Raw genomic sequence first — 17,170 nt, forward strand, 5'->3', positions numbered from 1 at the left:
AATCTATGTAATTGCATTTTTAATAAGACATTAGACCAGTTAAACTTAACTCAAACTTTGTTATTTCGCCAGCCATATTTACAATAAATTCGCTAACTTGCTACTGCATTGTGATAAAATGACCCAAACATCTTAATTGGAGTCCAGAATGCAGACTTATCAAGCTCCTGAAAACGCACTTGCGAATAAAACGATATTAGTAACAGGTGCTGGCGACGGCATCGGCCGTGTTGCGGCGATTAATTACGCCAAATATGGTGCAACGGTTATTTTATTGGGCAAAACCACCAGTAAACTAGAAGCCGTTTATGATGAAATTGTTAACGCCGGTTACCCACAGCCTGCAATTGTACCTTTAGATTTACGTGGTGCAACCAAACAACACTTCCGAGACTTGGCTGCCACTATCGAGCAGCAATTTGGTAAGCTTGACGGCTTGCTAAATAATGCGTCTATTTTAGGCTCTTTAGGTCCAATGGAACACTTTTGCGTTTCAACCTTCGAAAACATAATGAAGGTAAACGTAACAGCCCAAGCGGTGATCACTAAATCATTATTCCCAGTAATGAGAAAAGCACCTAACGCTTCTATCGTATTTACTTCATCGGGTGTAGGACGTAAAGGTCGTGAGTTTTGGGGAGCGTATGCAATTTCTAAATTCGCAACCGAAGGTATGATGCAAACTTGGGCCGAAGAAGTGGGTAAAACCAATATTCGCATCAACTGCATTAATCCAGGTGCGACAAGAACAAGTATGCGTGCATCAGCATTCCCAGGTGAAGATAAAGATAAACTAAAAACACCTGAAGAATTAATGCCAACATACCTGTACTTGATGTCTGATGACTCAATCGGGGTTAATGGCCAATCTTTAGATGCCCAAACCTACTAACTAGTATTTTAAAGGCTGCAAATCCACAATTGCAGCCTTCTATATTACCTAAGTTTATCTCTCGGCAAGGTTTCAAACGCCAGCACTTGCTCTAATTTTTCATCCCACTTCGCTTTACTCGCGATAAATAGATGTGCAGTTGGCGTAAGACTCGGCGCATCATCTAAGCTACCAGCTGGTACCACTAAACCAACAGGCTGCTGGTTTGGTAATGCAGAGCCACAACGAGCACAAAAGGCTTTAACGTGCTTAGTATTCGGTAAAGTAAAGCGGGTTATTAACTTTTCGCCCGCAAGCCAAGTTAGCACTGCATTTTGAAAAAATAGATTCGCAGCATGTGCGGAACCAGTGTCTTTTTGACAATACTCACAATGACATAGGTAAAAGCCCTGCGCGTTGCCCTCTACAAGATATTTAACCTGACCACACAGACAACTACCAGCAAACGTCTCTTTCATTTGAATTTCCTTATCAAATACAAAAACACCAGCTAGGCTGGTGTGGTGTTTTAGAAAAGCTTAAATTACTTTCTTCTCGGGGTTTTGACCCTTTGATTATGCTTTTTCACTGCTTTGCGGATCTTATTAATTTTCGCGCGCTTGTCTTTACGCTTTTCTGGCATGACCGACAACTTAGTTTGCTGCTCGGCTCTCATACTCACCGATTTGCGTAAGTAGTTAACATCTTCTAATTTTAATTCTTCCCATCCACCTTGTGGCAAACGCTTGTTAAGCTCTAATTTACCATAACGGATACGGATCAAGCGCGACACTTCAACACCTTGTGACTGCCAAAGACGCCTGACTTCACGATTACGCCCTTCCGTCAGTGTTACGTTGAACCACTTATTCAGACCTTCACCACCAAGTGGCTTAATCTTAAGGAATTTTGCAGGACCGTCTTCTAGCTCAACGCCTTTGGTTAATGTACGCAAAGTTTGATTTGTTACTTCACCAAATACCCGAGCAGAATATTCACGTTCGACTTCGTATTTTGGATGCATCAAGCGATTAGCTAGCTCACCATCATTGGTAAAAAGCAATAGGCCTGATGTATTGATATCTAATCGCCCAATTGCTATCCAACGGTCACCATCTAACTTAGGTAACCTATCGAATACAGTGCGACGACCTTGAGGGTCGCGACGAGTACATAGCTCACCTTCAGGCTTATGGTACATAAGTACGCGACAGATGCGCTCTTCTTGCTGTTCTATTTTAACAATATGTCCATCTACACGGATCACCGAAGTCTCTTCCACTCGGTCTCCTAGCTTGGCAACTTTTCCATCTACACTTACGCGGTTAGACTCAATATACTTTTCCATTTCGCGTCTTGAGCCAACGCCAGCTCTTGCCAATACTTTTTGTAGTTTTTCACTCATTCAGATGGTTCTCTCACAGAAGGATCGTTTAATAACTGTTCTATTTTCTCATTATGTTGATCAGGTAACCGAGGTAATTCCCCAAGACCAGATAATGAGAAGTAATCTAAAAATTGTTTTGTCGTTGCATACAATGCTGGTTTGCCCGGTACTTCTTTATAACCCACCACTTTTATCCACTCGCGGTCTATCAAGCTTTTGATAATATTAGAACTCACGGTGACCCCGCGCACTTGCTCTATTTCGCCTCGAGTGATTGGTTGTCGGTAAGCAATCAATGCCAAAGTCTCAAGTGTAGCACGTGAGTATTTTGGTGCTTTTTCCTGCCACAGTTTACTTAGCCAAGGGCTCAAGCTCGGGCAAGCTTGAAAACGGTATCCTGTACCAACTTCAACCAGCCTTACACCGCGAGTTTGATAGTGATTTACCAGTGTTTCCAGTGCCTGATCAATACGCGGTGATGACACGCTGATATCTTCCAGCACGGTTTCTTTTAAGCGCTTTTTAGATAACGGCTTATCAGAAACGAAAATTGCTGCTTCAACCAATTCAACCAGTTGTTCATCGCTAACGCGTCTTTTCATATTTTATGCTTGAAGATAAAAATGCGGAGTATAGCAGAGGCTGCAGCCATCCCCTAGCCTTTTAAATGCAGGTAAATCGACGCTGCCGTTGCTGACTGAATATAGTCAACCAATTGCTCCTTAATGAGTTCGAGCATGGCAATAAAAGTAACCACCACACCACTGCGCCCTTCGTCCAAGGTAAAAAATCGCGCAAATTCTACCGGCTTATTCTGTTCTCGTAGCAATTGCAATATAAAGCTCATACGCTCTCGGGTTGAAAGTGCTTCTGCGGATATATGATGGTGCTCAAAGGTCTTGGCTCGGGCCATCACTTCCGACAGCGCCAAAAGTAATTCCCTCAGTTCAATGTCTGGGAATTCTGGCTCAGAGTCGGCACTACTGTCTACCAGCGCATGAGCGACAAAGATATCACGCTCAACACGAGGGATCTCATCTAAGTTTTCAGCGGCTTGCTTAAATTGCTCGTATTCCTGCAAGCGTCTCACCAGCTCAGCTCTGGGATCTTCCTCTTCCTCTAACTCTTCGTGTTTTGGTAGTAGCATTCTTGATTTTATTTGTGCCAGCAAAGCTGCCATCACCAAGTATTCACCCGCAAGTTCGAGCTGCATGTCCTTCATCATTTCAACGTACTGAACATACTGCTGAGTAATACTAAAAATCGGTAATTCTAGAATATCTAATTTATGTCTTTTAATAAGATAAAGCAGTAAGTCCAACGGGCCTTCAAAGGTCTCTAAGATAACTTCTAGGGCTTCGGGGGGAATATAAAGATCTTCCGGCTTTTCAATTACCGCTTCACCGTGTAAAAAAGCTAGCGGTAATTTCTGTTGGAGTGCTTCTGTCATCTCAACATGCGTTATTCAAAAGGCGACGTATCACCACAGCCACGACGCAAAATTTCAATGGTATCTTCAGACATATCAATAACGGTGGTTGCTTGCTCGATTAAATAGCCACCATGAATGATCAAGTCTACGTGCTTCTCAAGACGCATGCGGATATCATCGGGGTCAGACTCAGTAAACTGCTCTCCTGGCAAAATCAAAGAGCATGACATCAAAGGTTCACCTAGTGCTTCCAACAATGCGCAGGTAATTGGGTTATCAGTAACACGGATCCCGATGGTTTTTTTCTTCTCATTGAGCAAACGGCGAGGAACTTCTTTCGTCCCTTTAAAGATAAACGTGTACGGGCCGGGCGTATTATTTTTAATCATCCTAAACATTTGATTATCGACACGAGCATAGGTCGAAAGCTCCGACAGATCGCGGCATAAAAGAGTGAAGTTATGGTGTTTTTCGATGCCGCGGATCCGCTCTATCCGCTCCTTAGCTTGCTTATTACCGAGGTTGCAACCAATGGCATAGCCGGAGTCGGTTGGAAACACCACCACCCCACCTTGCTCAATAATATCAGCCGCTTGGCGAATTAAACGCGTTTGCGGGTTATCTGGGTGAATATGAAAAAATTGACTCATAAGCTTATTCCTCTTTGCCTCCCCAATGACGCCAAACTCCTTGACAATCTTTAGGTAAATACAAGTTACGACCAAGGTCGACCCAAGGCATTGGGAAGTGGAAATCTGACCCTTGGCTTGCTAACAATTCAAACTCTTGACTTAGTCGCCCCAAAAATTGGCGCTCAGTAGGCGCTTGCTGCGGCTGTGCAACTTCCATTGCAGCTCCCCCAACCGCTTTAAATTCAGCAATTAACTTTCTTAGCCACTTATTCGACATCTTATACCGAGCAGGATGCGCCAACACACTTACTCCACCCGCGGCATGAATAGCAGCAACCGCTGTGTGTATATCGCACCATTGACTTGGCACATACCCAGTCTTGCCACGTGCTAAAAATTTATTGAAAACGCTTTGTACATTTTTAGCCACACCTCGCTCAACCAGCACTTGAGCAAAATGCGCTCTGGTGATCTGCGCAGTTTGGGCAAGTGCAAGGGCATCTTCGTAGACATGCTCATAGCCCTTTTTGGCTAATCGCTCGCCGATCTCTTTTGCTCTGGCTTCTCGCTTTTGCTGCTGTTCGTGCAGCAACCTTGTTAATGCTTCATGCTCGGGATCAAAATTTAATCCAACGATATGGATCTCAAAGCTTTCCCACTTTGTGGAAATTTCAACGCCATTAATAAGTTCTAACGTGAGATTATTTTGGCTAATGTAGTCACGGGCAGGCTGGATCGCATCTATCGTGTCATGATCGGTAATTGCAAGAATATCAACGCCTTTTTCCGTTGCTCGCTCAAGCAATTCATCAACAGCTAAGCGGCCATCGGAAAAAGTAGTATGGCTGTGGAGGTCATATTTAATCAAAATGTATTAACTATCTCTATGAATTATCAACGTTTTGATTATATCACAAGTTAACTGATACGACCTTAGGTTATTTTCTGATATTTGCCCTTGACACTTGTAGCAAGAATAGGGTTTACTGTAGCTAATTTAGATTAAACAACGAAATATTCACAAATGAACAAACAAATTCAAAAAAACATTTGGTGGTGGCACTCGAACTAAGCGGGTGTGTTTCGTTATATCTACGATTTATCAACCCGCGCAATGTCGCGGGTTTTTTTATACTTTTTAGAGGCTTTTATGAACAACAATATCACAGTAAACACAATTTGGTGGTGGTGGATGCCCTAGCGGGACGGTATTGTTGTGTCTGAACAATAACCCCCGCAGAGCTCAGCTTTCGGGGGTTTTTTATTTTCTAAACAGAATATCTAGAAATTAAGAGGAATGAGGTTTGATTTTTAGTCATATAACGACCACACCAGGTGAGGTCACCAGTATAAGACAAAGGCGCGATTATATTGCCAGTCCACTGTCTTTATACGCAGGTTTAAACAAAACAAACTCGTTACTGCTCGAATCAGCAGAAATAGAGTCTAAAGACAATGTGAAAAGCATCGTGCTTGTGGATAGTGCAATTCGATTCGAATGTAACGGCGCCCAAGTCATTGCTAAAGCCTTGTCTAACAATGGTGCTCAGTTGCTACCGTACCTTGCGCAAAAGGTCACAAATTGTGACGTGATCCTCAATGATAATACCTTGACGCTCACGTACAACGCATTGGAAAGTAACATTGATGAGCATACAAAACTAAAAGCGGATAACGCCTTTAGTGCGCTCAGAACCTGTATCAATGAAATTAAACGTAACTCAGATACGCCGTTTTCCGTCTTTTTAGGTGGTGTATTCGCCTATGATATGGTGGCAAACTTTGAGCAACTTCCTGAAGTACCAGATGGAGACAACGACTGTCCTGACTATGTTTTCTATCTGGCTGAAACCTTAGTTGTGATCGATCATCAAGCACGAGCTACTGAGCTCATTGGTAATGTTTTCAATGGCCCTGAGGTTCACGCCAATTGTTTTGAAGTAGGCAAACAACTAGAAGAGCTAAACAGTCAATGTGACCAAATCACTGAATTTCAGTTTGAGCCACAAAGTGGCGGCGCAGACGTCAAAGTCAATGTGAGTGACGACGAATATTGTCAACACGTTGAAAAGTTGAAAACCAACATTATCAACGGTGACATATTTCAAGTCGTTCCCTCTCGCACTTTTTCACTTCCTTGCCACAACTCACTCGCCGCCTATAAACAGCTTAAACTACAAAACCCCAGTCCTTACATGTTTTATATGAAGGATGAGCGCTTTGTGTTATTTGGCGCATCTCCAGAGTCGGCACTCAAATATTGTGAACAGAGTAACCAAGTTGAAGTCTATCCCATCGCGGGGACGAGACCACGAGGTAAGTTTGCTGATGGTAGTATCAATCCAGATTTAGATAGCCGCATTGAGCTTGAGCTGCGCAATGATCAAAAAGAGCGTGCAGAGCACCTTATGCTTGTTGACCTCGCGCGTAACGATGTCGCACGGATCAGTATTGCAGGTACTCGACACGCAAAAGAATTATTGAAAGTGGACCGCTACTCACAAGTCATGCATTTAGTATCGCGCGTCGTAGGCCAATTAAAGCCGGATTTAGATGCCCTCCACGCCTATCAGGCTTGTATGAATATGGGCACTCTCGTCGGCGCACCAAAAGTTAAAGCCGCAGAACTTGTTCGCCATACAGAAAAGCAGCGTCGTGGTAGTTACGGCGGCGCGGTAGGTTATTTGATGGGCAATGGTGCGATGGACAGCTGCATCGTAATTCGCTCCGCGTTTGTAAAAGATAACGTTGCTTACGTGCAAGCGGGTGCAGGTGTCGTGTTTGATTCAAATCCACAAAGTGAAGCAAATGAAACCAAAGCTAAAGCCATGGCAGTGATTAAAGCAGTACAGTCCACGTATGAAGGAGCAAACCATGACTAAGGTATACTTTTTAGATAATTTTGATTCTTTCAGTTATAACCTTGTGGATGAGCTTAGCCTGCTAGGACTCGACTTGGTCGTTTATCGTAACAACATCTCTGCCGAAACCATTTTCAACAAAATGTGTGCAGAAGTTGATCCTGTGATCTTAGTTTTATCACCTGGACCTGGCGCGCCATCGGAAGCAGGCTGTTTGCTCGCGTTAATTGAGCTATGTAAAGGTAAATTCCCCATGCTTGGAATTTGCCTCGGTCAACAAGCCCTAACTCAGAGTTATGGTGGTGAAGTTGGTAAAGCAGGTGAGACGGTACATGGTAAATCTTCTATTATTGAAGCGGATGAGCATCCGGTATTTGCCGGACTTGGAACACAATTCCCCGTGGCGCGTTATCACTCTCTAATGGCAACAAGCGTACCACCAGCACTGCAAGTGATCGCGAGATATCAGGCCATTCCGATGGCTATCTATCACAGTGAACACAAAGTGATTGGCTATCAATTTCACCCAGAATCAATATTGACCCCCAATGGCGCTCAGCTATTACAACAAAGTATCGCGTACCTTAGCGCTTAGGAGATCACGATGGAAAAGTTACAACCTCTATTACAGCAACAAGATTTATCGTTTGACGCCGCCAAATCCTTGTTTAGCGATATTATGGCTGGACAACTGAGTGACATCGAACTTACCGCAGCGCTGCTTGCGCTAAAGTTTAAAGGTGAAACAGCGGCGGAAATAGCCGGAGCAGCTCAGGCTATGCGTGATCATGCCACCGCATTTGACAAGCAAGATCTACTCGCAGCAGACAGCTGTGGTACGGGTGGCGATGGCACAAATACCATCAACGTGAGTACCACCGCCGCCATTGTTGCCGCAGCATGTGGCATTAATATGGTCAAACACGGTAATCGCAGCGTAAGCAGTAAATCAGGTTCCGCGGATTTACTAAAAGCACTTGGGATCAACATTGATATGACTCCCGCACTTGCAGAAAAGTGCTTAGCAGAGACCGGCTTTACCTTTTTGTTTGCACCGCATTACCACGCAGGTGTAAAACATGCTATGCCAGTTCGCACACAACTAAAAACGCGCACGATATTTAATATTCTGGGGCCATTGGCAAACCCAGCCAAGCCAGAAGTACAATTACTCGGCGTTTACGACCCTGCCCTTGTTTTACCCATGGCAGAAACGCTAAACCACTTAGGTACGAAACGAGCGATGGTAGTTCACGGTAGTGGCACAGATGAAATTGCTCTACACGGCGAAACGCTAGTCGCAGAAGTAAAGCATGGTGAAGTGACGCAATACACCGTTACCCCAAACGATTTTGGACTAGAAAACTATTCACTTGAATCTATTGCTGGTGATACGCCAGAATATAACGCGAAAGCGAGCCTTGCGATTTTAAATGGTGAAGGCGAAGCTGCACACAATGCAGCTATCATTGCAAACGTTGCAGCTTTGCTGGTATTAACCGATAAGGCGTCAAATTTTAAAACCGCAAGCCAACAAGTACGCGAAGTGCTTGCAAGCAAGAAAGCCATGACAACCTTGGCTAACATTGTAGAGGTGAGTAATGGCTAATGTATTAGAAAAAATTGTTGCCGATAAAGTCGAAGAATTAAAAGCGCGTAAGGCGCAGCGTCCGTTAAGTGACTTTATCGACGAAGTAACCCCCACCACGCTTAACTTCACCGCTGCGTTGGCGCAAGCTGGGACACAATTTATTTTAGAGTGCAAAAAGGCGTCACCTTCAAAAGGCCTTATTCGCTCACATTTTGATTTGACTGAAATTACCAGTGTTTATCGTAAGTACGCGACATGTATTAGCGTGCTAACCGACGAAAAATACTTTCAAGGCAGTTATGAATACCTTGCCACGGTGAGAAAGCTGGTTGATCAGCCTCTGATCTGTAAAGACTTCTTTATTGATGAATACCAAGTTTACCTCGCCCGCTTACACGGTGGCGATGCCATTCTTTTGATGTTGTCTGTATTAAACGACGAAGAATATGTGGCACTAGCGAACGTGGCCAAATCACTTAATATGTCGATTTTAACGGAAGTAAGCACCGAAACAGAAGTGACACGAGCGCTTGCGTTAGATGCTGAGCTTATCGGTATTAACAATCGCGATCTCAGAGATTTATCAACGGATTTAGCAACTACAGAGAAACTAAGAAAGTTAATCCCCGAAGACAAAGTAGTGATTTCAGAGTCTGGTATTTACACACACCGTGATGTGAAACGCTTGTCACCAATTTGTGATGGCTTTTTGGTTGGTAGCTCATTGATGGCAGAGCAAGATTTAGAACTTGCTTGCAGACGCTTGATTTTGGGCGAAAACAAAGTGTGTGGTCTTACTCGAAGCCAAGATGCGCAAGCCGCTTATGAAGCGGGCGCGGTGTACGGTGGCCTTATCTTTTATCCAAAGTCTCCTCGCTATGTCGACATTGATTGTGCGAAGGCCGTCGCTGATAGTGCGCCGCTCAAGTACGTTGGTGTATTCGTTAACGCACCGCTTGAGCAAGTTACAGAGTATGCGCAAATTTTAAAGCTTAGTGCAGTGCAATTACATGGCAACGAAGATGAGCTGTACATCGATACGCTACGTAAACAACTACCTGTTACCTGTCAAATTTGGAAAGCACAGGGTGTGGGCACAGCACTGCCAAGCCCCTTCGCTGGCGTAGACAAGCAATTGTACGATACCAAAACCGACACCGCATTTGGTGGCACGGGGCAAGTGTTTGATTGGCAGCTATTAAATCGTAGTTCAAGCAATTATATGTTGGCTGGCGGCCTAAACCCCGACAACATTCACGGTGCCGTCAATATAGGTGCCGATGGTTTTGACCTAAATTCAGGCGTTGAGCAATCGCCTGGTAAAAAATGCGCTCAAAAAATCGCTAACGCGTTTACACAAATTCGAAAATATTGAGGTGGACATGAGTAATTCAGCTTATTTTGGTGACTTCGGAGGCATGTTTGTGCCCGAGTTACTCGTACCTGCATTAAAGCAGTTAGAACAGGAATTTTATAAGTCACAAAAAGACCCAGAATTTCAACAGGAGTTTTATCAACTTTTGAATGAATTTGCAGGTCGCCCGACCCCGCTGACTAAGACACGCAACTTAGTTAAAAACCCTAAGGTCAAACTATACTTAAAGCGTGAAGATTTACTTCACGGTGGTGCACATAAGACCAACCAAGTGTTAGGTCAAGCGCTCTTAACTAAACGTATGGGTAAAAAAGAAGTCATTGCTGAAACCGGTGCTGGACAACATGGTGTTGCAACCGCCCTAGCCTGCTCCTTACTCGGCTTGAAGTGCCGGGTATACATGGGAGCTAAAGATGTTGAGCGTCAGCAACCAAACGTATTTAGAATGCGTTTGATGGGTGCCGAAGTTATCCCAGTTACTGCGGGCTCGGGCACATTAAAAGACGCGGTAAATGAAGCATTAAGAGACTGGTCTGCAAACTACAAAACGGCACATTATTTACTCGGCACGGCTGCAGGTCCTCACCCGTTCCCGACGATTGTCCGTGAGTTCCAAAAAATGATTGGTGAAGAGGCAAAACAACAAGTACTAAAAGCGGAAGGTCGTTTGCCTGATGCGGTTATCGCTTGTGTGGGCGGCGGCTCAAATGCTATTGGTATGTTCGCAGACTTTATTGACGAAAAAGACGTTAAGTTAATCGGGGTGGAACCGGCAGGCAAAGGCTTGGATACTGATGAGCACGGCGCGGCACTATGTAAAGGTACTAAGGGTATTTTACACGGCGCCTATACCTACATCATGCAGAACCAAGATGGCCAGATTGAAGAATCTTATTCTGTGTCAGCGGGCCTCGACTACCCAGCAGTTGGTCCTCAACACGCATTTTTGCATGAAACAGGCAGAGCACAATACGTCGATATTAGTGATACAGAAGCCTTAGCTGCTTTCCAAGCGCTAGCTAAACACGAAGGTATTATTCCAGCCTTAGAATCGAGCCATGCTCTGGCATACGCACTAAAATATGCGGAAGCGCAAACCGAAGAAACGGTGATTGTTGTTAACTTAAGTGGTCGCGGAGACAAAGACTTAGCTCACGTCCACCAGGTACTATCTGAGCGAGGTGAACTATGAGACGTTATGACGCGATGTTCGCGCACTTAAATGAAAAAAACCAAGGTGCATTTGTTCCTTTCGTGACGATTGGCGATCCCGATAAAACACTCAGTATTGAGATCATCAAAAGCCTGATTGACGGTGGCGCTGATGCATTGGAGCTAGGTATTCCATTTTCCGATCCCATCGCCGATGGCCCTGTTATCCAAGCGGCCAATATCCGTGCTCTAGAGCAAAATGTTAATACGCAAGACTGTCTTGAGATCATCGCTGAAATTCGTCGTTACAACAGTGATATTCCAATTGGTTTGTTGCTTTACTCAAACTTGATTTTTGCTCGTGGTATTGAGCGGTTTTATCAAGATGCCAAAACTGCGGGTGTGGATTCTATCTTAGTTGCTGATGTGCCACTGCACGAAGCCAAACCGTTTAGGCTCACTGCAATGGCAAATGACATCGCGCCTATTTTCATTGCCACACCGAATGCCTGCGATGATACGTTACGAGAATGCGCCACCCGTGGCCGTGGCTATACTTATTTACTTTCACGTGCAGGCGTGACTGGTACAGAAACGTCAGCACAAATGCCGGCAACAGAGATGATCACCAAACTTATCGAGTATCATGCTGCGCCGCCACTGCTAGGGTTTGGTATTTCTGAGCCGGAGCATGTAAAGCATGCAATTAAATCAGGTGCAGCAGGTGCAATTAGTGGCTCTGCGGTGGTGAAAATCATCGAAAAACACTTGGATGACCCTAGCACCATGTGCTTTGAGCTAAAAACCTTTGTTGAGCGAATGAAAGCTGCAACACAAAAGTAAACGCTAGCAAAAAAGGGAGTATAGTGTCGATATACTCCCTTTGGTTACATGAGATCCTTTAAAGCACCAGTTAAACCAACTACAACCCTCTCACTCTTTTAGCTTGAGCAGCCTTGGAATACGTCATTAGGACGCTCATTAAGTCTCGAGTTAGATACTCAGATAAGCCATTTTTCTTTGCGGTTTCAAGAGCCCGCTCCAATACAAGGTGCTCACGCTGAAGGTCCTCAACTGGCAGGTGAAAAATGGCCTTCAAGTCACCGACTTCTGACACTTTACTAAATCGCTCTGCAATCAGGCGAATTAATTGCTCATCGATTTGATTAATGCCACTGCGAAGCTCTGCAAGTGCACTGGAATAATCACCATCATAACTATGCTTCATAGGGAGCTTAGTTCCACTTTCATATGAAATTGCCATGTTAATTTCCTTCTGAAGTCATATCGCTTACTTTGCCAACTAACTCTGGCGCGATTTCAGCCATGCAATACTCAGCTACTGCAGCAATGGTCCATGCAGGCGTGCAAGCGCCTGTACTGCCTGGGATCAATGAACCATCAATGACATATAGTCCTTCAACCACATCACCGTTCGCGCTTTTAACTCTTCCATAATTATCACACGCTTTACCAATTACACAGCCCCCTAGCGGGTGTGGTGTCATACCATAGGCAACATCAAAATGTTCGTTTTCGGCTGAAGCGTTACTTGTTAATGTACGTTTAGTGTTAGTGCTGCAGCGCAGCGGTCCCTGGTACCCTTTGAACTGAGCAAGCTTGCGATCGAGTTGTGCTTTGTCACTACCCTCAATATTTACTTCTTTCCAAGCGGTAAGTGCATTAATAGCGGTATTGATCGAATCTCCCATTCCGCCTTCATATTTACCATTCATTTCTATAGTTTGAGGATAAGAGAGCTGATAAGAGCCGTCACTTTGCTTAACAAACTGACCAGGGGCAGTGTCTTGGCAAACTCCCATCATCAAAGTATTTTGAATAGAGACGCTTTCTTCATACCAAACGGGATACACAACCATCTTACTAAATGGAGACCCACTGTTATCATCTAGATATTGCTTTGGATCCTTACCAAAACGGAAATCACATTCAGCAGAGCCAGGACCACCATTAGCAGGGCGTACTGGCTCATTACAAAGCTGTGTCGCAAATAAGTCGCCATTTTGACCCCAGAATTTACCTACATAAGGGCTTAAACTAGGCAAGCCGGTAACGTTTAGATCGGTACAACTCGGTGAATTTGATGATTCGAGTAATAGCCTAGCGGTATGCATGGAACCCGCAGCCATAATTACATTGTCAGCCTCATATATTATTTGCTGACCGGCATTGACGTTAGTCTCATCAATTTTATTTACGATAACTCGATACACCGCCTTCTTATCTTTTGTCGGTGGTATTAAATTAATACTGATCACTTCGCTGAGACATTGAATATCAAGCTGTTCTGTTGCCTTTGCTTCTGCTAGGTAATTTCTATCTAAACTATTTTTTATGCCAAAGAGTGTTCTCTCTTCACCCTCTTCCACTTCTGAATAACTGTTCATGCCATACCACATTTCACCGATTGTCGCAGAAGGTAGCATGTTGCAAGATATCTCATTTGCTACCACTGACCAGTCAAGCGCTAAGGTACTAAACTTTTGCTCAATTGCCGTGATACCGTATTGTTCTGAAAATTTACATGGATCCGTTTTTAATGCTGACTGTAGTTTTTGCGCTTGGGATAAGAATACTCGTGTAGAAAGATAATCAGGTGATGCCGCTACTGATATCTGCGCTCGATTATGGTGTTCGGCAAGTTCAACAATCTCTTTTTTAGTAATAGAGTCACTGATCTCACAGCTTTTAACATTAAGGAACTGTAAAGTAGTATCCGTATTTTTACAATTATCCACCATAGTGGTCGGTTGCATGATCTTTTCGACTGTATTGTAGTGATCTACCAGCTGACAATAGTCTAACAGCCTAGTGTCGTGATGTTCAGGATCTCTAAAAGCCAAGTTAAAAGCATCTGCCGATGGCTTTTGGAAAATGGTGTTATATACCTGTGATGTCCCCCCAAGACCTGCGCCCACCCAAACCGTCATGTTTTCCGCTTCTATAGTCTCGACTAACCCCGGATATTTAGTGATCGGTCGCTTAGCAAATACACCATCATTAAAGTTTAACGGTTTGTCATTTAGACTCGGATCTCCAACAGGCGTTCCAAAAGGCTCCTCCATTGCCATCCAAGCAGAGCGCTCATCAGGCTGACGATAATTACAAAATGGTGGGGTTGGTGTTTGCGCTGTCTTAGGTTGATCCTCGCGAGTTAAATTCCCCCACCAGTCTTTACCGCGCTCTAACAGCAGTACCGGTTTATCTTTCGTCGAAGTTTGTTTAAACTGCTCGCATAACCTCAATGCAGCAACACTTCCGCCAAAACCTGAACCGACAATGATGGTATTAAACTTGGTTTGTTTTTTTGCTAATTCTGAATTATTCATCATATTTTCCTTTTCATATCTAGGCGACATGGCCGCCAACTGAGTTTGAATGACAACAAAACTGCATGGTTTGTTTAATTGCTTGCCCTATAAATGGAATATCCTCTTGTTCACATACCACGGCGATGCGAACATATTGTTGAAGCGCCTCAACAGTCAAATCACTCACCGCCAAGTAATGTCCCGGCAAAACTTTTATAGCGAACTCTTGATACAAACGCTGACAGAATTTCTCGGCTGGACAACCAACATCAAGCCAAATATAAAACCCGCCCGCTGGCATCTGATAACAAGATAAATCACTAAACTGTTTTGAAAATTCGTCAAACTTACGACCGTAAACTTGTCGATTACTGAGGACATGTTGCTCGTCAGACCAAGCAGCTTGTGAACCTTTTAACTGAATAGACGAGAGTGAAACGCCATGATAATTTCGATACGATTGTAAGGACTTAATCAAGTGCGTATCGCCAGCAATAAAACCAGAACGTAACCCGGGTAATCCTGAGCGTTTAGACAGACTATGAATAGCAAGGCAATTTTCAAATTTGGAGTTGCCCATTTTTGCGCACGCTTCCAGTAACCCTGTCGGTGCAAATGGTTCACTATATATTTCGCTATAGCATTCATCTGCAACAAGTATGAATTGATACTCTTTTGCCAATTCAATTAATCGAGTCCACTGCAAAAGTGAAAGCACTTCTCCCGTCGGGTTGCTTGGCGAACAGACAAACATGAGATCTATTTCAGCCCAGCAGGCATAAACGTCTAACTCACTAGTAGTTAACTCGCTTAACTGTGTTTGCGAAATAGTCTGTACTTTTGCGCCAACATTCTCAGCACTCGCAAGATATATCGGATAGCCTGGATCTGGCATAGCCACTGTAATGGGTTGACCATGTTGTAGTTGATGGTTGAACAAAGCAATAGGAAGCATAAAGATCCCTTCTCTACTACCTGCCAATATCGTAACTTGGTCTTTGGCTGAAAAGCATTGGAGATCAAGTTTATATCGTCTACTCAGCCATCTAGCTATCGTCTCTTGTAGCTCGAATTGCAAAGCAGGTTTAGGGTACTGGGTCAGTGCTTCAAAACCATCGGGGATCTGTGATAAAACATCTTGCGCAAGGGGAACATTTGGCTCCCCAATGCTCAAATCAATGACATTCCCCTCTGTTTCAATGCCATTGAGTAGCATCCCAAGCCTTGCTTGCGGATATAAACGTTCGGAAAAATGCATCTGCGGTCTCCCTACATCACAATCGTTTTATGTGCACTAACAAGCTCAGCAATCTCGTGTTTCGCGTCCAAAATCAGAGGTTGTTGACTCAGTACGATGTCACACATTCTCTGTGCTACTCTTTCACACTCATGCTCAGTGAAGCCCAGTCTTGTGATTTCAGCAGTCCCCACCCGCATAAATCCGTCACAAAATATGCCATGCTCTTTGAGTTTGTCTCTGTGTTTTACGCCAGATGCTTTATCCAATAGAGGCAAGACTTGATGACAGTAGGTCGAATGGTTAAAGTTGGGGTTACATTCACCCCTCAATGTAAACCCTCTCTTTTTAAATATATCTGCGAAGGTGCGTGCATTCGCCACAACTTGAGCCGCATATTGTTGCCATGGCACCTCATCCAAAGTGAGTCCTAAGGCCGCAATCCTTGCTAGGTGAGGATTGCAGATCATAGTCGGTCCATTCAAGGGCGTGAAGTTAGAGACAATTTCTATCCGTCTATGTAACGGTTCAGAATTGGTGACAATCATTCCCCCTTGTGGACCTGGGAAAGTCTTATGTGTTGAGCCAAATAAAATATCAGCTCCTTCTTTAAGCGGATCTTGATATTGGCCACCTGCTATCAATCCTAAGCTGTGTGAGCCATCGTAAGCCACAATGCCACCATAGCTATGGACTATCTCACTAAGCTCTCGTACTGGCATCGGCACCATAAAAATGGATGCGCCCAACACAACGAGTTTAGGCTGTTCTTTTAGAAGTAATTCAATACATGCTGATTTATCAAGTTGCCACTGCGCATCATCAAATACCAAAGGTAATGAATGTCTGTGAAACACTTCATATTGGAAAGGGTATCCACCACCGGGAAAAAACGGTGGTACACGTGCCACCTTATCCCCAGGCTCCGTAAGTGCAAATATCACAGCCATGAGACTATTACTTCCTGAAGTTGGAGAAATATTTGCGTATTGTGCAGAAAAAACAGATTTGGTTTTTTCTATTGCGAGTTGCGTTATCTCTTGTGAGATATCCGTCCCAGCATAAAAAGGAGCCGCGTAACGTGATGCTAAATCATTTGACAATAATTTTGCGACCGGTTCAGACAAACGATTTTCACTTACAATCAAGTTGATAGCTTGGCGGCGGCATTGCTGATGAGCCTCAGCTAGTTCAATAATGGTATTCATCCTCATTCCCATTTTAGCCTATAGAATGAGTTACATGATAGTTACCATGTGCACCAAAAGTTAATTACAGGTAATTACAAGGTATTACACAA

At 44.0% G+C, this 17,170-nt stretch carries 17 protein-coding genes; 7 read left to right on the plus strand and 10 right to left on the minus strand.

The window, feature by feature from the left end:
• Positions 1 to 148: 148 nt before the first annotated feature.
• Positions 149 to 892 (plus strand): YciK family oxidoreductase, encoded by a 744-nt coding sequence (locus tag L1D50_RS13065; protein WP_010604961.1) that lies wholly within the window; start codon positions 149 to 151, stop codon positions 890 to 892.
• Positions 893 to 936: 44 nt separating this feature from the next.
• Here L1D50_RS13065 and L1D50_RS13070 read toward each other — a convergent pair whose 3' ends face one another.
• The 6 genes from L1D50_RS13070 to L1D50_RS13095 all read right to left on the minus strand — a co-directional run bounded on the left by L1D50_RS13070 (position 937) and on the right by L1D50_RS13095 (position 5,190).
• Positions 937 to 1,350: a GFA family protein gene (locus L1D50_RS13070; protein ID WP_128726397.1), complete on the minus strand. Its 414-nt coding sequence runs from the start codon at positions 1,348 to 1,350 to the stop codon at positions 937 to 939.
• Between the two features lie 65 nt (positions 1,351 to 1,415).
• Positions 1,416 to 2,276: a 23S rRNA pseudouridine(2605) synthase RluB gene (rluB, locus tag L1D50_RS13075; RefSeq protein WP_128726396.1), complete on the minus strand. Its 861-nt coding sequence runs from the start codon at positions 2,274 to 2,276 to the stop codon at positions 1,416 to 1,418.
• Positions 2,273 to 2,860: an SMC-Scp complex subunit ScpB gene (gene scpB / locus L1D50_RS13080; protein WP_128726395.1), complete on the minus strand. Its 588-nt coding sequence runs from the start codon at positions 2,858 to 2,860 to the stop codon at positions 2,273 to 2,275. The genes rluB and scpB overlap by 4 nt, the downstream gene beginning before the upstream one ends.
• Positions 2,861 to 2,913: 53 nt before the next feature.
• On the minus strand, positions 2,914 to 3,708 hold the full coding sequence (locus tag L1D50_RS13085) for a segregation/condensation protein A (protein WP_239966184.1): 795 nt from the start codon (positions 3,706 to 3,708) through the stop codon (positions 2,914 to 2,916).
• 11 nt (positions 3,709 to 3,719) lie between these two features.
• Entirely contained in the window at positions 3,720 to 4,340 is a 621-nt protein-coding gene (locus L1D50_RS13090; RefSeq protein WP_010378577.1) for an L-threonylcarbamoyladenylate synthase, read from the minus strand.
• Positions 4,341 to 4,344: 4 nt separating this feature from the next.
• On the minus strand, positions 4,345 to 5,190 hold the full coding sequence (locus tag L1D50_RS13095; RefSeq protein ID WP_128726393.1) for a PHP domain-containing protein: 846 nt from the start codon (positions 5,188 to 5,190) through the stop codon (positions 4,345 to 4,347).
• Between the two features lie 436 nt (positions 5,191 to 5,626).
• On the opposite strand from L1D50_RS13095, the gene L1D50_RS13100 reads away from it, so the two are divergent.
• The 6 genes from L1D50_RS13100 to trpA are packed head-to-tail and all read left to right on the plus strand — an operon-like array spanning position 5,627 to position 12,144.
• Positions 5,627 to 7,204 (plus strand): anthranilate synthase component 1, encoded by a 1,578-nt coding sequence (locus L1D50_RS13100; RefSeq protein ID WP_128726392.1) that lies wholly within the window; start codon positions 5,627 to 5,629, stop codon positions 7,202 to 7,204.
• On the plus strand, positions 7,197 to 7,778 hold the full coding sequence (locus tag L1D50_RS13105) for an aminodeoxychorismate/anthranilate synthase component II (RefSeq protein ID WP_010378569.1): 582 nt from the start codon (positions 7,197 to 7,199) through the stop codon (positions 7,776 to 7,778). The genes L1D50_RS13100 and L1D50_RS13105 overlap by 8 nt, the downstream gene beginning before the upstream one ends.
• 9 nt (positions 7,779 to 7,787) lie before the next feature.
• Positions 7,788 to 8,792: an anthranilate phosphoribosyltransferase gene (gene trpD / locus L1D50_RS13110; protein ID WP_138523935.1), complete on the plus strand. Its 1,005-nt coding sequence runs from the start codon at positions 7,788 to 7,790 to the stop codon at positions 8,790 to 8,792.
• Positions 8,785 to 10,149 carry a bifunctional indole-3-glycerol-phosphate synthase TrpC/phosphoribosylanthranilate isomerase TrpF gene (trpCF, locus tag L1D50_RS13115; RefSeq protein WP_239966185.1) on the plus strand — a complete coding sequence of 455 codons (1,365 nt, stop codon included), beginning with the start codon at positions 8,785 to 8,787 and terminating at the stop codon, positions 10,147 to 10,149. The genes trpD and trpCF overlap by 8 nt, the downstream gene beginning before the upstream one ends.
• Positions 10,150 to 10,156: 7 nt before the next feature.
• A complete protein-coding gene (gene trpB, locus L1D50_RS13120; protein ID WP_239966186.1) occupies positions 10,157 to 11,341 on the plus strand; it encodes a tryptophan synthase subunit beta in 1,185 nt (394 codons plus the stop codon).
• A complete protein-coding gene (gene trpA / locus L1D50_RS13125) occupies positions 11,338 to 12,144 on the plus strand; it encodes a tryptophan synthase subunit alpha (protein WP_138523931.1) in 807 nt (268 codons plus the stop codon). Before trpB ends, trpA begins: the two co-directional genes overlap by 4 nt.
• A gap of 79 nt (positions 12,145 to 12,223) precedes the next feature.
• Here the strand turns inward: trpA and L1D50_RS13130 are convergent, their stop codons facing one another.
• Genes L1D50_RS13130 through L1D50_RS13145 form a run of 4 tightly spaced genes read right to left on the minus strand, consistent with a single transcriptional unit; the run spans position 12,224 to position 17,078 of the window.
• Positions 12,224 to 12,565 carry a chorismate mutase gene (locus tag L1D50_RS13130; RefSeq protein WP_128726387.1) on the minus strand — a complete coding sequence of 114 codons (342 nt, stop codon included), beginning with the start codon at positions 12,563 to 12,565 and terminating at the stop codon, positions 12,224 to 12,226.
• A 1-nt stretch (position 12,566) separates the two neighbouring features.
• Positions 12,567 to 14,651, minus strand: coding sequence for a GMC oxidoreductase (locus L1D50_RS13135; protein WP_239966187.1), 2,085 nt, complete (start codon positions 14,649 to 14,651; stop codon positions 12,567 to 12,569).
• Between the two features lie 19 nt (positions 14,652 to 14,670).
• A complete protein-coding gene (locus tag L1D50_RS13140) occupies positions 14,671 to 15,891 on the minus strand; it encodes an aminotransferase class I/II-fold pyridoxal phosphate-dependent enzyme (protein ID WP_239966188.1) in 1,221 nt (406 codons plus the stop codon).
• Between the two features lie 11 nt (positions 15,892 to 15,902).
• On the minus strand, positions 15,903 to 17,078 hold the full coding sequence (locus L1D50_RS13145; RefSeq protein ID WP_161568677.1) for a DegT/DnrJ/EryC1/StrS family aminotransferase: 1,176 nt from the start codon (positions 17,076 to 17,078) through the stop codon (positions 15,903 to 15,905).
• Positions 17,079 to 17,170 lie beyond the last annotated feature (92 nt).

Origin of the sequence: Pseudoalteromonas sp. Isolate6 (assembly GCF_022398435.1) — a bacterium.
Lineage (GTDB): Bacteria > Pseudomonadota > Gammaproteobacteria > Enterobacterales > Alteromonadaceae > Pseudoalteromonas > Pseudoalteromonas galatheae.

Coding starts and splice junctions, on each gene's coding strand:
- trpD (WP_138523935.1), top strand. CDS start 7,788: ATGGAAAAGTTACAACCTCTATTACAGCAACAAGATTTATCGTTTGAC.
- L1D50_RS13070 (WP_128726397.1), bottom strand. CDS start 1,350: ATGAAAGAGACGTTTGCTGGTAGTTGTCTGTGTGGTCAGGTTAAATAT.
- L1D50_RS13090 (WP_010378577.1), bottom strand. CDS start 4,340: ATGAGTCAATTTTTTCATATTCACCCAGATAACCCGCAAACGCGTTTA.
- L1D50_RS13135 (WP_239966187.1), bottom strand. CDS start 14,651: ATGAATAATTCAGAATTAGCAAAAAAACAAACCAAGTTTAATACCATC.
- scpB (WP_128726395.1), bottom strand. CDS start 2,860: ATGAAAAGACGCGTTAGCGATGAACAACTGGTTGAATTGGTTGAAGCA.
- trpCF (WP_239966185.1), top strand. CDS start 8,785: ATGGCTAATGTATTAGAAAAAATTGTTGCCGATAAAGTCGAAGAATTA.
- rluB (WP_128726396.1), bottom strand. CDS start 2,276: ATGAGTGAAAAACTACAAAAAGTATTGGCAAGAGCTGGCGTTGGCTCA.
- L1D50_RS13085 (WP_239966184.1), bottom strand. CDS start 3,708: ATGACAGAAGCACTCCAACAGAAATTACCGCTAGCTTTTTTACACGGT.
- trpA (WP_138523931.1), top strand. CDS start 11,338: ATGAGACGTTATGACGCGATGTTCGCGCACTTAAATGAAAAAAACCAA.
- L1D50_RS13065 (WP_010604961.1), top strand. CDS start 149: ATGCAGACTTATCAAGCTCCTGAAAACGCACTTGCGAATAAAACGATA.
- L1D50_RS13145 (WP_161568677.1), bottom strand. CDS start 17,078: ATGAATACCATTATTGAACTAGCTGAGGCTCATCAGCAATGCCGCCGC.
- L1D50_RS13130 (WP_128726387.1), bottom strand. CDS start 12,565: ATGGCAATTTCATATGAAAGTGGAACTAAGCTCCCTATGAAGCATAGT.
- L1D50_RS13140 (WP_239966188.1), bottom strand. CDS start 15,891: ATGCATTTTTCCGAACGTTTATATCCGCAAGCAAGGCTTGGGATGCTA.
- L1D50_RS13105 (WP_010378569.1), top strand. CDS start 7,197: ATGACTAAGGTATACTTTTTAGATAATTTTGATTCTTTCAGTTATAAC.
- trpB (WP_239966186.1), top strand. CDS start 10,157: ATGAGTAATTCAGCTTATTTTGGTGACTTCGGAGGCATGTTTGTGCCC.